The organism is Pseudomonas sp. SYWMCR5 (assembly GCF_057197165.1).
On sequence record NZ_JBXUNH010000003.1, the window covers coordinates 259691 to 274669 of the forward strand.

9 protein-coding genes and 1 tRNA gene are annotated in these 14979 nt (G+C 63.6%); 3 read left to right on the forward strand and 7 right to left on the reverse strand.

Annotated features, from left to right (window positions below):
* Nucleotides 1-75 precede the first annotated feature (75 nt).
* The 4 genes from AC2CGW_RS11660 to AC2CGW_RS11675 form a co-directional block, all read right to left on the reverse strand.
* Nucleotides 76-1806, reverse strand: coding sequence for a dipeptidase (locus AC2CGW_RS11660; protein WP_288375893.1), 1731 nt, complete (start codon nt 1804-1806; stop codon nt 76-78).
* Nucleotides 1807-1962: 156 nt separating this feature from the next.
* Nucleotides 1963-2039, reverse strand: a tRNA-Arg gene (locus AC2CGW_RS11665).
* A gap of 136 nt (nt 2040-2175) precedes the next feature.
* Nucleotides 2176-2421 (reverse strand): DUF3077 domain-containing protein, encoded by a 246-nt coding sequence (locus AC2CGW_RS11670; protein ID WP_288375891.1) that lies wholly within the window; start codon nt 2419-2421, stop codon nt 2176-2178.
* 10 nt (nt 2422-2431) lie between these two features.
* Entirely contained in the window at nt 2432-2680 is a 249-nt protein-coding gene (locus AC2CGW_RS11675; RefSeq protein WP_186667395.1) for a hypothetical protein, read from the reverse strand.
* A 560-nt stretch (nt 2681-3240) separates the two neighbouring features.
* Here AC2CGW_RS11675 and gabD point away from each other — a divergent pair.
* Together gabD and gabT are read left to right on the forward strand one after the other, a co-directional pair.
* Nucleotides 3241-4683, forward strand: coding sequence for an NADP-dependent succinate-semialdehyde dehydrogenase (gabD, locus tag AC2CGW_RS11680; RefSeq protein WP_054891643.1), 1443 nt, complete (start codon nt 3241-3243; stop codon nt 4681-4683).
* Between the two features lie 179 nt (nt 4684-4862).
* The gene (gene gabT, locus AC2CGW_RS11685; RefSeq protein ID WP_186667396.1) at nt 4863-6140 is read left to right on the forward strand and encodes a 4-aminobutyrate--2-oxoglutarate transaminase; all 1278 of its coding nucleotides are present in this window, start codon (nt 4863-4865) and stop codon (nt 6138-6140) included.
* A gap of 64 nt (nt 6141-6204) precedes the next feature.
* On the opposite strand, the gene AC2CGW_RS11690 is transcribed toward gabT, so the two are convergent.
* Nucleotides 6205-10974: a dermonecrotic toxin domain-containing protein gene (locus tag AC2CGW_RS11690; RefSeq protein ID WP_484574068.1), complete on the reverse strand. Its 4770-nt coding sequence runs from the start codon at nt 10972-10974 to the stop codon at nt 6205-6207.
* A 246-nt stretch (nt 10975-11220) separates the two neighbouring features.
* Between AC2CGW_RS11690 and AC2CGW_RS11695 the strand changes: the two genes are divergently transcribed.
* Nucleotides 11221-12546: a response regulator gene (locus tag AC2CGW_RS11695; RefSeq protein WP_186667398.1), complete on the forward strand. Its 1326-nt coding sequence runs from the start codon at nt 11221-11223 to the stop codon at nt 12544-12546.
* A gap of 10 nt (nt 12547-12556) precedes the next feature.
* Here AC2CGW_RS11695 and AC2CGW_RS11700 read toward each other — a convergent pair whose 3' ends face one another.
* Together AC2CGW_RS11700 and desA are read right to left on the reverse strand one after the other, a co-directional pair.
* Nucleotides 12557-13546, reverse strand: coding sequence for a GGDEF domain-containing protein (locus AC2CGW_RS11700; RefSeq protein ID WP_484574069.1), 990 nt, complete (start codon nt 13544-13546; stop codon nt 12557-12559).
* A gap of 140 nt (nt 13547-13686) precedes the next feature.
* Nucleotides 13687-14871: a delta-9 fatty acid desaturase DesA gene (gene desA, locus AC2CGW_RS11705; RefSeq protein WP_186667400.1), complete on the reverse strand. Its 1185-nt coding sequence runs from the start codon at nt 14869-14871 to the stop codon at nt 13687-13689.
* Between the last annotated feature and the right edge of the window lie 108 nt (nt 14872-14979).

Consider the following 14979-nt stretch of genomic DNA (forward strand, 5'->3'; position numbering starts at 1 on the left):
CGGCATCGAGGCGATTGAAAAACGTCATTGGTCGAAGCGCACGAGGGCCGGCGGACGGCCCTCGCCGGGATTCGCTCAGAGCTTGGGCATCTGCCCGATGCGCGCGACCATCTCGCTGATCACCTGCAGGTCCAGCATGAACTGCTCCACGGTCTTGAACTCGTTGTCGTTGTGGCCGGTGTACTTCACGCCGGGCATCGACAGGCCGAACTGCACGCCGTTGGGCAGGTCGTGCACCGAGGTGGCGCCAGCAGAGGTGCCGAACTCGTGGGGCAGGCCGAGGTTCTCGGTGGCCACATCCAGCAGCGCCTTGACCCATTCGCCTTCGGGGTTGCGGTACATCGGCTCGTCCAGGGTGTACTCGAAGGCCACCGAGGTGTGGCTGGTACGCGCCCAATCACCGAGCTTGTCAGCCAATTCGTCCTTGATCGTGTCGATCGGCTTGCCTTTCGGGATGCGCAGGTTCACCGCCAGCTTCAGGGCTTTCTGGTCCAGGCCGACGTAGGTCAGCGAGGCGGTCAGCGGCCCCATGAAATCGTCCTTGAAGCCGACGCCCAGTTTGCTGCCCAGGTAGTCCAGCCCCCAGTTGTCGGCGGCGTAGCGGGCAGCATCGGTGATGTGGTTGTGCTTGAGCGGCACGCGGTCGCCCAGGCCGTTGAGGAAGTCGAGCATGCGTGCCACCGGGTTGACCCCCGACTGTGGCGAGGAGGAGTGCGCGGAGACGCCGGTCACGGTCAGGATCACCTGCTTGCCCGAGACCACGGCGTCGATCTTGAAGTCCTTGCCATTGGCCTTGCGGTACAGCTCGCCGGCCTGCTTCAGGCGTCGGGCCAGGTCGGCCGGATGGTCGCCGATCAGCGTCGCCACCGAGGTGGTGGGGATCTGGTTGGTCGCCAGGCCGCCGGTGAGGTTGATCACCTCGGCGCCCTTGCCTTCACCCGCGCGCTTGCTGAAGCTGGCCATGACGGTGCCGTAGCCCTTCTCGGCGATCACCACCGGGTAGCCACCGTCCAGCGCCAGGTTGTAGTCCGGCGTGGCGTTGCGGGCGAAGTAGTAGGGAATGGCGTCGCCGGAGGTTTCCTCGGTGGTGTCCACCAGCAGCTTGAACTGACGCGCCAGTGGCAGCTTCTCGTCCTTGGCGACCTTCAGGGCGTAGAGCGCGACGACGATGCCGTTCTTGTCGTCCTCGGTGCCGCGGCCGTACATGCGATCACCCACCAGGGTGACCTTGAACGGGTCGAGGCGCGTGCCGTCTTCGAGTTTCCAGTTGGCCGGATTGACCGGCACCACGTCGGCGTGGGCATGGATGCCGATCACTTCCTTGCCTTCGCCGAGGGTGATCTCGTAGACGCGGTTGTCGATGTTGCGGAACTCAAGGCCGAAGTCTTCTGCCAGCGCCTTGATCTTGTCGGCAATCTTGTGGAACTCGGGGTTCTCGTGTTGTGGCAGGCCCTCGACCTGGAAGGTCGGGATTTCCACCAGCTCGCGCAGCGTCTGGGTGGCAGCCTTGCCGTACTTGATGCGGGTGTACAGGCCCAACAGGCGGTTGATCTCGTTCTGCTGCTCGGCGGCGAGCGGTTTGCCGGCGAGGTAGGCCTTGAGGGTTTCGTCGAGCGTGTCGACCTTGGCCAGTTCGCTGTTGGCCAGCTTGTCGATGAATTGCTTGAAGTCGGCCGGGTCGGTGCCGTCGTAGGCCTTGAGGATGGCGGCGGACTGTTGCGGGCTGAGGTTGGCGTGGGCGGGAACGGCGAACAGCGCAAGGCTGGCCAGCATCAGGGAGACGGCAGAAAGCTTGGGCAAGGGCATGGGTAAACGCATTCCTTCGCGAAGGGTTTAAAAGGGATGTCCATTGGTAGGAAACATGCCCACGCTAACACCAATGGGCGGTGTCGGGGGAGGGGCGAGGCGCGACCTGGCGCACAAACGAAAAAGCCCCGGGAGATTTCCCAGGGCTTTCGGAGATGGCGCACTCGGCGGGATTCGAACCCACGACCCCTGCCTTCGGAGGGCAGTACTCTATCCAGCTGAGCTACGAGTGCAACGCGGCGCAATGATACCCATCTGCGTCGATGGCGTCCATCGCCTTGATCTGTGGCTGTTTTTCCCGGGGTTTTGGACCTGTGGTGACCTTTTCGCGGGCAAGCCCGCGAAGAGGTCACCACAGTACTGAATGGCTCAATGCACGCTGTTGCGCGCTATCTCCAGATCATTCATCAACCCCTTGGCCAGGGCGCTGAGGTAGTGCAGCGCCGTTATTGCGGCAGGGCGCGCTTCTTCCTGGTCGCTCAGGTCACGGATGCAGCCGAGCACGACCGAGACTTCCTCCAGCACCCGTTCCAGCGGCACGCCGGGCTGCACCCTGAACATGTCCAGGAATGTGGCGATGCCGGCGGTGGTGTAGTGGTTCGATTGATCGTTCATGGATATTCCCTCAGATCTGGTTCAAGGCATGTTCAACCAGTGCCCGCGCGGTTTCGGCGTTTTGCGCAGCGTTGGCCAGCATGTTCAGGCCGGGCGCTCCGGCGCGGGCGCGGCAGTGTTCGTCGAGGGTTTCGGCAACGCCGAGCAACAGTGCGCTGGCGTGGACCAGGGCATCGGGGGCGATCATGTCGGTGTGGATGGAGAAGGCGGGGTTGGTGATGAGTGTGAGGCGGGGTGGGTCGGGAACGAGTTTTTTCATGGCTACAGCTCCTGAACGGCAGTGAAGCTGCCTGTCATCGCTGCTAAACGAATGGAGGCAGCTGTACGCGGGTTAGCAGACCGGCAAGTCAGGCACCCGGCGCACCCGAAGGTGCCCCGCGCACAGCCACCACAAGGTGAGCGCTTGAGCCTGAGAATGATGGGCTGCTAAACCCGATCGTTGATTTGGCAACGACCGGGCGAGCCTAGATCCCGTCACAGGCCGCTCGCAATGGCTTGAGTGCGGCAAAAGTGTCTTTGGGAAATGGACTACGCGCAATGGGGAAAATCTGATGTAGGCCGAGGTGGAGGGCACCGGCTTTGCCCGCGAAGAGGCCAGCCCCGTTTCCAAAGACCATTCGTTCTTTTTTTCGAACAGCCTATTGTCCAAACACCCAGCACCCGCTTAGCATTCGTTTGAGATTTCAAACGCTCAATACCCAATATTGAACACTTGGCTCGTTTGGGTGCCAGAATTCCTGACGGCAGCCCCACCAGGGGCGCCTTTCAACAATCAACAAGACGTTCCGTGCCAGCGCGGCGCGGTCAAGGGAAGCCGACATGCAGCTCAAAGACGCTCAGTTGTTCCGCCAGCAAGCCTTCATCAACGGTGAATGGCTGGATGCGGACAGCGGTCAGACCATCAAGGTGACCAACCCGGCCACCGGCGAAGTCATCGGCACCGTGCCGAAGATGGGGGCTGCGGAAACCCGCCGCGCCATCGAAGCCGCCGACAAGGCCCTGCCGGCCTGGCGTGCCCTGACCGCCAAGGAGCGTTCGAACAAGCTGCGCCGCTGGTTCGAGCTGATGATCGAGAACCAGGACGACCTGGCTCGCCTGATGACCACCGAACAGGGCAAGCCGCTGGCCGAAGCCAAGGGCGAAATCGCCTACGCCGCCTCGTTCATCGAGTGGTTCGCCGAGGAAGCCAAGCGCGTCTACGGCGACACCATCCCGGGCCACCAGCCAGACAAGCGCCTGATCGTCATCAAGCAGCCGATCGGTGTCACCGCGGCCATCACCCCGTGGAACTTCCCGGCGGCGATGATCACCCGTAAAGCCGGCCCGGCCCTGGCCGCTGGCTGCACCATGGTGCTCAAGCCTGCTTCGCAGACCCCTTACTCCGCCCTGGCCCTGGTCGAGCTGGCCACCCGCGCCGGCATCCCGGCTGGCGTGCTGAGCGTTGTTACCGGTAGCGCCGGTGAAGTCGGCGGCGAGCTGACTGGCAACTCCCTGGTACGCAAGCTGTCGTTCACCGGCTCGACCGAAATCGGTCGCCAGCTGATGGAAGAATGCGCCAAGGACATCAAGAAAGTATCCCTGGAGCTGGGCGGCAACGCTCCGTTCATCGTGTTCGACGACGCCGACCTGGACAAGGCGGTCGAGGGCGCGATCATCTCCAAGTACCGCAACAACGGCCAGACCTGCGTCTGCGCCAACCGCATCTACGTGCAGGACGGCGTCTACGACGCGTTCGCCGAGAAGCTCAAGGCTGCCGTTGGCAAGCTGAAGATCGGTAACGGCCTGGAAGAAGGCACCACCACTGGCCCGCTGATCGACAACAAGGCGGTCGCCAAGGTCCAGGAGCACATCGAGGACGCCGTCTCCAAGGGCGCCAAGGTGCTGTCCGGTGGCAAGCTGATCGAAGGTAACTTCTTCGAGCCGACCATCCTGGTCGACGTACCGAAGACTGCCGCCGTCGCCAAGGAAGAGACCTTCGGCCCGCTGGCGCCGCTGTTCCGCTTCAAGGACGAGGCCGAAGTCATCGCCATGTCCAACGACACCGAGTTCGGCCTGGCCTCGTACTTCTATGCCCGCGACATGAGCCGCGTGTTCCGCGTCGCCGAGGCCCTGGAATACGGCATGGTCGGTATCAACACCGGCCTGATCTCCAACGAAGTCGCGCCGTTCGGCGGTATCAAGGCCTCGGGCCTGGGCCGCGAAGGTTCCAAGTACGGCATCGAGGACTACCTCGAAATCAAATACCTGTGCATCAGCGTCTGATGCGCTAAGGGCTTTACCTCTGCCAGCGGGGCGCGAGAGCGACGTCTCGCTGGTTTTTTTGACATGCAGTACCTGGTGGCCAGGGCGTCGGTGACAGTCGATCAACGAATACTGTTCGCAGGCACACCCAGCCACCCCCGAATAACAGCGCCGTCAGAGTCGGCGCGAATGAGGGCATTATGAGCAAGACCAACGAATCCTTGATGCAACGCCGTGTCGCCGCCGTCCCACGTGGCGTCGGCCAGATCCACCCGATCTTCGTCGAGTCGGCGAAGAACTCCACGGTGATCGACGTTGAAGGCCGCGAACTGATCGACTTCGCCGGCGGCATCGCAGTACTGAACACCGGCCACCTGCACCCGAAAGTGGTCGCCGCCGTTCAAGAGCAGCTGACCAAGGTCAGCCACACCTGCTTCCAGGTGCTGGCCTACGAGCCCTATGTAGAGCTGTGCGAAAAGATCAACAAGCTGGTCCCGGGCGACTTCGACAAGAAGACCCTGCTGGTTTCCACCGGCTCCGAAGCCGTTGAAAACGCCGTGAAGATCGCCCGTGCCGCCACTGGTCGTGCCGGCGTGATCGCCTTCACCGGCGGCTACCACGGCCGCACCATGATGACCCTGGGTCTGACCGGCAAGGTCGTGCCGTACTCCGCAGGCATGGGCCTGATGCCAGGCGGCGTGTTCCGTGCCCTGTTCCCGAGCGAGCTGCACGGCGTGAGCGTCGATGACGCCATCGCCTCGGTCGAGCGCATCTTCAAGAACGACGCCGAGCCGCGCGACATCGCTGCGATCATCCTCGAGCCAGTACAAGGCGAAGGCGGCTTCCTGCCCGCGCCGAAAGAGCTGATGCAGCGCCTGCGCGCCCTGTGCGACCAGCACGGCATCCTGCTGATCGCCGACGAAGTGCAGACCGGCGCTGGCCGTACCGGCACCTTCTTCGCCATGGAACAGATGGGCGTCGCGCCTGACCTGACCACCTTCGCCAAGTCCATCGCCGGCGGCTTCCCGCTGGCCGGTGTGTGCGGCAAGGCCGAGTACATGGACGCCATCGCTCCAGGCGGCCTGGGCGGCACCTACGCCGGTTCGCCGATCGCCTGCGCCGCGGCCCTGGCCGTCATCCAGGTGTTCGAGGAAGAGAAACTGCTGGATCGCAGCAAGGCCGTTGGCGAGCGCCTGACCGCCGGCCTGCGTGAAATCCAGAAGAAGCACCCGATCATCGGTGATGTCCGTGGTCTGGGTTCGATGATCGCCGTGGAAGTGTTCGAGAAGGGCACCCACACCCCGAACGCTGCCGCCGTGGCCCAAGTGGTCGCCAAGGCACGTGACAAGGGTCTGATCCTGCTGTCCTGCGGCACCTACGGCAATGTCCTGCGGATCCTGGTTCCGCTGACCGCCGAAGACGCCCTGCTGGACAAAGGCCTGGCCATCATCGAAGAGTGCTTCGCTGAACTGGCTTGATCGCTGATTCGCGTGAGTAGAAAACGCCCAGGCATTGCCTGGGCGTTTTTTTTCAACCTGAGGTTCAGGTGTTCGAAGGGCTGGGAGGTGTCCAGTCGGCAGCCGGGAAGAAGCGTTCGACCAGGTCGTCGTTCTTGAGCATGGCGGCGTACTCGTCGCGCTTGAATGGGTTGCCAGTGCGCAGGTCATAGACCGGATGCACTACGGGCGTTGTGCTCGGGATCTCCTTGAGCTTCACATTGACGAAGCGGAAGTCGTCACCCACCACCTCGCCGATGTCTTCGATCTCGAAACGGCACCCTGGCGGGAACAGGGTTTCCGCCTCTGTTTTTGTCCATGACAGGGGGGCTATGGGCACCCCGCTGTGGTATTGGCCCGCAGGGACTTCGAAGACCACTGATGTGTCGTCGAACGCACCCACCACGATGTCCGGCGAGGAGAGCTCATCGCTGGCGAAAGCACGTATCACGTAAGGATTCTCGGTAAAGGACGTCAGGTCCGAGTTGACCAGCACATCGCCTTTCTTGAGTCTCCCACTGCGAAAGTGCTCGCCCGAGGTGCCTCTCGATCCGTTGCCTCCGCGGTACAGAGCGACTGTGTTGCTCTTGGGCAGGGTTTCCAGCGAGTCCACCAGCTTGTCGACGAAGGTGTCCGAGTCGCAGAACGCGAACTCATGCACCCCACGGCGCAGATAGCTGTTGATCTGTGAGTCTTCATCCGTGTAGTTGCCGACGAGGCGGTTTACGTAATCTTCGTCTTCCTTGTAGGTGTAGGTAATACCTTCCTCGGTTTGCAGATACTCGAAGTCATGCTCATCCATGCGCGCACTTTCGCCATCTTCCAGGCGGGCGATATCGGCATCGTCCAGCAATGCGCGATGACGGGCCTGGGCCTGGTTCGAGAGCAGTTCGCTTTGCGCCGCATCCTCTTTCATGTGGGTATCCCAGAAGCTCGAGCGTTCACTGCGCAGGCTGACCACGTTGTCAGCACCGGCCGCGGGTGGGGTGACGGTGTCAGGCGTTGTCACAGGCTTTGGCGTGGTTGCCTGGCCGTTGTCACCAGGGCTGCCACCACGCAACCCGCCACTGTCGACGCGTTTCCAGGTGCCATCGGCCTGGCGTGCCAATGGCTGGCGCCCGAAAAAGGCGAATGGATTGTCCGGGTCGATGATCGACCACTGTGCGGTGTGCGGATCGAATTGCACCTGGAACACCTGGGCGTCGATCTGTACGTAGGGGCGGCCATTGACCAGCGTGATGCCTTGCGCGTGTGCGCCACTGGCCGGTGTGCCACCTTCCAGCGAGATGGCGACGGCGTGCTTGTCGGGGGCAAGCTGGAATGCAGCGTTGTCCGCATGCTCCACCGGGGTCCAGTCCCCGAGCTTGTCCTGCCGGGCGTAACGTCCGGTGTCGATCAGTTCACCGCTTGCGTTACGCCTGGCTACCCGCGCCAATCCCTGTGCGCAAGGAGGCCCGAGCAGTACCGACTGGCCCTTCAGTTCGACGGGCGTGAGCTCACGCTCGGTGAGGCCGAGCACTGTCGCCTTCGTGTCTGCCCAGCGCCGTGGTTGGCTGGGCAGCCGCTCGGCATTGCGCAGCAGGCCACCAAAGCCTTTCATGCCGTGCGCCAGGTCGCCATAGGCGCCTGCGCCGTTGAGCAGCGAAGACAACAGGTAAAGGCTTGCGGTGCCGGCATCGCGGTTGATGAATGCGCTCAGTGCAGCGACATAGTCGCGCAGGGCAAGTGCGGCGCCCACTGCGAATGCAGCAGGCGGGAAGGGCAGCGTCACGATCTGGGTCACCGTTTCCAGTGTGTTCCAGACGATGCTCGCGATCATATCGGCGCGGCCCTTGGTGACATCGCGCACATCGACGATGCGTTGGCGCAGCCCGTCGTCATAGCACAGGATGCGCAGGTCGTCCGCGGGGGCTTCGGGTACGCTTGGTACCAGGCTCGGGCCGCCCTCGCGCAGGTCCTTGAACAGGAAGGCCAGCAGTTGCCCGGCTTGTCTGCGACTGCGGTCCTTGTAGTAGTCGGCCATGCCCGGGGTGTTGAGCGACTGGACGAAGCTGCTGAAGGGCCGGAAGTCGATGCCGTCTGCTGCCGCGGGCGTGTAGAGCAGCGTCTGCGAAGGGTGCCCTGCCGGCGATTTGAGCAGGTAGCAACCGTGGATGATTTCTTCGCGGTAGGGCGGAGTCTTGTCCATGATCCGGTACAGCTCGTTGAACAACCTGCCGATTGTCGGCTCGCTGGCCAGGAATTCGTTGTCGATACGCACCACCAATCGGTAGAACGCATGGCGCTCACGCTCGGTGTCGGCAGTCCGGTGCATGCTCTGGATGCTCGCCAGCACCCAGGTGTGCTGGTCGGCGTCCAGATGCCCTTGCAGGAGGCTGCGCAGCGCCGCCAGTTGCATCTGCAGTTGCACGATCAACACGCTCTGCTGACGGCGCCAGGCGTAGCCGGTGTGTCTGGGCGAGAGCAGGGTTTCCTCGATCAGTCTGACGTAGCGGTCGGATACCCACTGACCGCGTATGGAGCCGGTGACCGATTGTGGTGTCAGCGCCGACAGATCGACCCCGGGTGGGCCTTCGAAGGTCGCCGTGGTATCGGCTGTGGCCGTAAGCAGGCCCAGGCTGTCGTCATAGCCGTTGCGCAGCAATTGGGTGTAGGTCAAGGTCTCCCTGGGTGACTTGATGATCACGCGGTCCGGATCGACACGCTCGTCGTTGTTCCCGAGCAACTGCTTGAGCTTGTCCTGGGCCTGGGCATGGACATACGCCTCGAAGTCCGGCAGTTGCGCATGCCTGGCCTTGGCATACTGCTGCTCTGCAGCCTGGATCTGGTCTTCCAGGCGTGTCAGCTGGCCACGCTGGGAGGCACTGGCCGATTGCAACCAGGCGGGCTCGTGCGCGGCTGTGTTGGCCTCGGCAACCTCGATGCGGTTCTGGGTCAGGGCTTTGACCCCTTCCTGGCCCGTGAAGCGCACCAGCGTCATGAATTGCTCGTAGGGCTTTTGCGGGGTAGGGATCCGCTCGCGCTGCTTGCTGATATCCAGGTACCAGCTGTTCCAGGCCTGCGTGTCGGTGCTGGTGGGTTGTTGCTGTGTTTGCGGGAGTGGCTTGTCGGCGATCTGACTGATCAGGGCGGCGAACGAGGTGCGCTGCTGGGCTATCACGTTCTGCAGCAGGTAGGCCTGGGAGTCCGCCTCAGCGAACCAGCCCACCACCTCGACGAGCAACTGCCGTTCGCTGTCGAAACCCTGCACCGGCTTGTGCGGATGATGCGGGCAGCACAGTAGCAGACGCTGCAGGCCGCCCTCGGCGTCTTCCTGGCGCACCAGCAGCGCGTCGCTCAGCAGGTACTGGTCGGCCAGGAGCAGGTTGGCACTGGACAACCTGTCATAGCCCGTGCCGCTTCCTGCGACGAAGGTTGCCAGCGTCTGCTGGTCTTCGGGCGTGATCTGGCCCTGCAGGCGTGCGCACCAGGCCTGGGCCGCGATCTGCTGCAAGAGCGCGGTGTTCATCAGCGACCGGTTGGTGTCCTGCTTGTGTGCGGCTATCTGAGCGGGGGCGAACTTGCCGTGCAGCGCCAGTGTTTCGATCAGCTTGCAGACATAGGCAGGCGTGAGTGTGGCGTACGCGTCAGGCAGTGGCCGGTCTTGTTGTTCGAAGCGTGTGGCGGCGATGAATTCCGAGGCCGGCTGGTCGTCGCCATCGTGCAGCCCCTGCAAAGCTAGGTGCACAAGGCTGCGCCGGATTTCATAGGGGGTGGCGGTTTCGGGCAGCGTGCGCTTGGTCACCAGCATGATCTGCTCGGGGTCCAGATCCAGGCCCAGGTCGTTGGCGATAGTGCTGCGCAGATGAGTCGCGGCGAAGCTTTCGATGCTGTCGCAGCCGCCCAGCGCACTGAGCATGGCGGCACGAGCGTGGTCGTATTCCTGGAGTGCCTTCAGGCATTGATTGGCCTGGTCCTCTGGCGCGTATCGCAGCCAGTGGGGTGCTTTGGGCGGTGTCTTGAGCGCCTCGTCGAGGGTGGCGTCGAGAGCGCTGCTCGGTCCGAGAGCAAGCGGCAGGCGCAGCGCATCCTCGACGCGTCCGGAGCGAGATTCACCAGGCACCGGCTCGACTCGCAAGGCGTACTTGATATCGTGCAGCTGCAGGCTGCGCAGCTGTCGATGCAGCTCGGCAAAGGCCTTGCGCTGTACGGGTTTGATCACCCAGTGGCGCTGTTCGTAGGGGTGCACTGCCGATGCCTGGGTCATCGCGAGGCGCTGCGCGCGGGTCAGGGTATCGGTGATGCTGGCCCCGGCCACCGGCTGGTTCACCAGCGCCGTCAGCGCGGCAAGCGCCAGGTCGCGCGTGGCGAAGGCGGCCCATTGGCGGCCAGCGATCCACACGAGGGTCGGGCCGCTGTCCAGGCTGAACATCAGGCAGCCATGCAGTGTGGCTGTGCGGCCTGCCTCGAGCTTGAGGCTCAGGGTGCTGATGGCCAGGCCATTCTGATCGAGCGAAGCGGGCAGGCAGGTGGCGTAGGTCGGGTGAATCCTGCCGGCGGCGATCTGGATGTCGAGCAATTGGCGCAGCGTGGCCTCGATATCCTCGATGTGACACTGGCGCCTCGTCTTCGAGGGTTTTTCGAGCGACTCCCAGTAAGCGTGCACGGCGCTCCTGATCGCCAGCTCGATGCTCGCAGCTTCTGCGTCTGTCAATGCCTGGTCCAGATTGGCCAGCCCCATGCTCTCAAGCGAGGGGGACTGTGCAAGGCGTTGGTCGATGCGGGTGCGCAGGGTCGAAAGGGCTTGTTGCGTGGTGGATGAAAGGTCGAGCGTCATGACTTCCTCGCTGGCCGTGCTTGCTGTACGGCGTTGTGATGGGGGCATCACTAGAGCCGGTCAGGGGCCGGGCGAGGTGGTAGTTAATGCGTGCACGGATGCTGCGACGAAGATGAACAAACTGTGAACTGCATGCCATCGCGGGTTTTTTTTGTGCCAATTCACGGCAGGTGGCGCTATGGTTAACCGATGGACGTGTTTGGAAGCCGCGATGGACTGCGTGTCAGGATTATTCAGGAGTTGCCCATGAGCGCTGCAGACCCCCTCCCACCCCGCGTGCTGATCGCCGAGAGCGATCCCTGGGTACGCGACATGCTTCGCGAGATGCTGCTCAGCGTGCGCTGCGATGCCCGGTTGGAGGTCTGTGCCGATGGCTCCCAGGCCCTGACGGCGCTGTCGAGCAAGCCCGACCTGATCATCGCCGCCCGTGAGCTGTCCGGTGTCGATGGCCTCGATCTGCTGCGCAAGGTGCGCGCCAAGAGCGACAAGCCTGGCCTGCCGTTCATCCTCATGAGCGAACGCACTGACAGCGCCAGTGTGAAAGAAGCGCTGCCACTGCACCCCACCGCCTATCTGAGCAAACCGCTGGACCTGGACAACCTGCGCAAGCGCCTGGAAAACCTGTTGCTCGAAGTCGGCGAGCAGATTGCCTGCCCGGTGCCGCCCCTTCAGCCGGGGGCCAGCCTGCCGGCCTACCTCGAGCAGCGCCGGGCTACCGCCGATGGCGGCCCGCTGTTTGCCGATGTGCAACTGGCGATCAAGCGCGCGCTCAACCCCCAGGGCCTGAACCTGCGGGTGCTGGAAGAGGAAGTGCGCAGTGACCCGCAGATCACCGGTGTGCTCATCGCCGCAGCCAACAGTGCCGCCATGCATAGCGATGCGCCGGTGCAGACCCTGCTGCAGGCGCTGAACAAGTTGGGCAGCACCCAGAGCATGAACCTGATCCTGGGCCTGACGCTGAAGCGCAGCGCACGCCTGAGCGACCCGCTGCTGGCACAGCATGCCGCACGCTTCTGGAACATCTCGCTACACACCGCCGAATTCGCGCGTACTTTGGCGCGCATGCTCGAGCTGGACCAGGAGCGCTGCTACTGCGCGGGCCTGTTGCATTGCCTGGGGGACCTGGCGGTGCTGCGCACTCTGCAGGAGTGGCGTCTGGCCGGTGGCGCGCTGGACGAAGACCAGGTGCAGTTGTCGCTCAATGAGTTTGGCGCACCGTTCGGCTCGGCCCTGCGCACCCGCTGGCGCCTGCCGCTGGACCTGCGTGAGCTGATCGCTGCGATCTACCAGTTGGGCGGTGGCGTGTATTCGCGAGAGATCCTGGCGATGAACCTGGCCGGCCAGTTGTCACGGGCGTTGCCGACCCAGGGCAACGAGAAGATCGCCAGCAGCAAGACTGCACGCCTGCTCAAGCTTGGCCTGCCTGAGCTCAATCGCCTGCGCGAGCCGCCCGCGCCGCCGGTGGTGGTCACAACGCCTGAGGTCGATGCCGCGAGCGTTGAAGCCGAGGTTGTGGAAGAGGTGCCTCAGGCCCCGGACACCGACGAAGGCAGCACCGCGGCCAAACCTTGAGCGCTGCCGGTCACCCGCGCACGATCTGATTCTTGCCCTGGCGCTTGGCCTGGTACATCGCTGCGTCGGCGCGGCCGAACAGGTTGTCCAGGTCGGTATCCTGCTCGCTCAGTTCGGTCAGCCCCTGGCTTACGGTCACGCCGTAGGTCTGCTGGCCGTAGGTGAAGCTCAGGCGCTGGATCTCCCGCTGCAGGCGTTGGGCGATCTGTTCGGCGACCTGTGCCGTGCAGCCTGGGAACACCGCCGCGAATTCCTCGCCGCCAATACGCCCGAACAGATCGCCCCGGCGCAGCGCCGCCTTGCCGGTGTCGGCGATGCGCTGCAGCACCTGATCGCCCTCTGGATGCCCATAGCTGTCGTTGATGTGCTTGAAGTCGTCGATGTCCAGCAGCAGGAAGGCCATTGGCGTGCCGTCTTCGCGGGCGCGGTCGAACGCCTGCTGGGCACAGTCGAAGAAGTGTCGGCGGTTGCTGCTCTGGGTCAGGACGTCGGTGGTGGCAAGGCGTTGCAATTCTCCTTCGAGCTGTTTCTTCTCGGTGATGTCCTCGGCAATGCCGACGATGATCACCCGTTCGCCTTGGCGCTGCTGGTTGATGTAGCACTTGTCGCTGAGCCAGCGCACTTCGCCTGCGCCGTTGATGATGCGGTATTCGCGGTCCTCGACGGTGCCCTGGAGCAGTACCTGGGCCAGGCTGCGCTCGGCGTAGTCGAGGTCGTCGGGGTGGATTGCGTCGCGCCATTCGTTGTAGTCGGCCATCACCAGGCTGGCCGGGCGGCCAAAAATACGCTCGTAGGCGGGGCTGACGTAAAGCACCTGGCGGGTTTCCCAGTCGAAGGCCCAGAGCACGGCGTTGACGCTGTCGAGCAAGGAACTGTAGAGCTGCTCGCGCTCGCTCAGACGCGCCACTTCACCCTGCGCATGCAGCAGGGCGAGCAGGGTCTGGGCAGCTTCAGGGCGGGGTGGACCGGTCTGGATCGGAGGATGACGTTCTTTGGCCATGTGCACGGATCGGTTCTCGACGAATGTGCGTGCGGCCACGACCCGGCCCGCCACGCGGGCGATATGCCGATTTTGAGTCGAGCGGGGGGGTGAAGTTCCGGTCGGCATGCCCCTGGGCGGGGCATGCCGATCAACGGCAGTCAGGCGCCGGTAGGACGCAGGGAGTAGGTCTTGAGCTGCGCGGCGAAGTCCCGCAGCGACTGGATACCACTGGCTTCGGCCTCGTGCACCCAGTCTTTCATGGCGGCCAGCATGTCGTGGCCGTTGGCGCTGGTGCGTGCCCAGATCTGCTGCAGCGCCAGGCGCTTCTCGTAGATGATCTTGAGCGTCTGGCTGTGCGTCAGCATCGATTCGATGCGTACGTGATGGCGATCCTGCAGCAGGCTGGTCTCGCGTGACAGCAGGCGCTTGGCGCGACGGAAGTGGTGGCGCACCGAGGTGTCGACCTTTTCCAGCTCCTGCTTGACCAGTGGGCCGATCACCAGCTTGCGGTACTGGGCCATGATCTGGAAGCGGTTGTTGAGGATCGCCATGGCGGTGTCCATGTCCAGCGAGGCCTTGCCTTCGACCCGATGGGCGATCGGCGCCACGCGCTGCACCTTGGCCAGGCGCAGCAGGCACAGCAGGCGAATCCACATCCAGCCCATGTCGAACTCCCAGCGACGTACCGACAGCTTGGCCGAATTGGGGTAGGTGTGGTGGTTGTTGTGCAGCTCCTCGCCGCCGATGATGATGCCCCAGGGCACCAGGTTGGTGGCGGCGTCGCGGCATTCGAAGTTGCGATAGCCGACCGCATGGCCCAGGCCATTGACCACGCCGGCGGCCCAGAACGGAATCCACATCATCTGGATGGCCCAGATGGTGATGCCGATGGTGCCGAACAGCAGCAGGTCGAGCACGGCCATCAGGACGATGCCGCCCAGTTTGTAGCGCGAGTAGAGGTTGCGCTCGATCCAGTCATCCGGGCAGTTCTTGCCGTAGATGCGCAGGGTTTCCTCGTTGCGCGCCTCTTCCCGGTACAGCTCCGCGCCTTTGCGCAGGACCGTGCCCAAGCCCTTGTACACCGGGCTGTGCGGGTCGTCGGGGGTTTCGCACTTGGCGTGGTGCTTGCGGTGCACCGCCGTCCATTCGCGGGTGTTCTGCGCCGTGGTCAGCCACAGCCAGAAACGGAAGAAATGCTTGAGCCCGGCATTGAGCTCCAGGGAGCGGTGCGCCGAGTAGCGATGCAGGTAGATCGTGACGCTGACGATGGTCACATGGGTCATCAGCAGGGTGACCGCGACCAGTTGCCAGGCCGACAGGTCGAGCAGACCGTTGTACCACATAGTTGGAAAGACCCTCGGGAAAACAGGGGAAACAACGGGCGCATTATCCCTTGACGGTGAAATAAAACCAGTCGCGCTTGCGCCGGGATCGTCGCCACCGGTCACCTT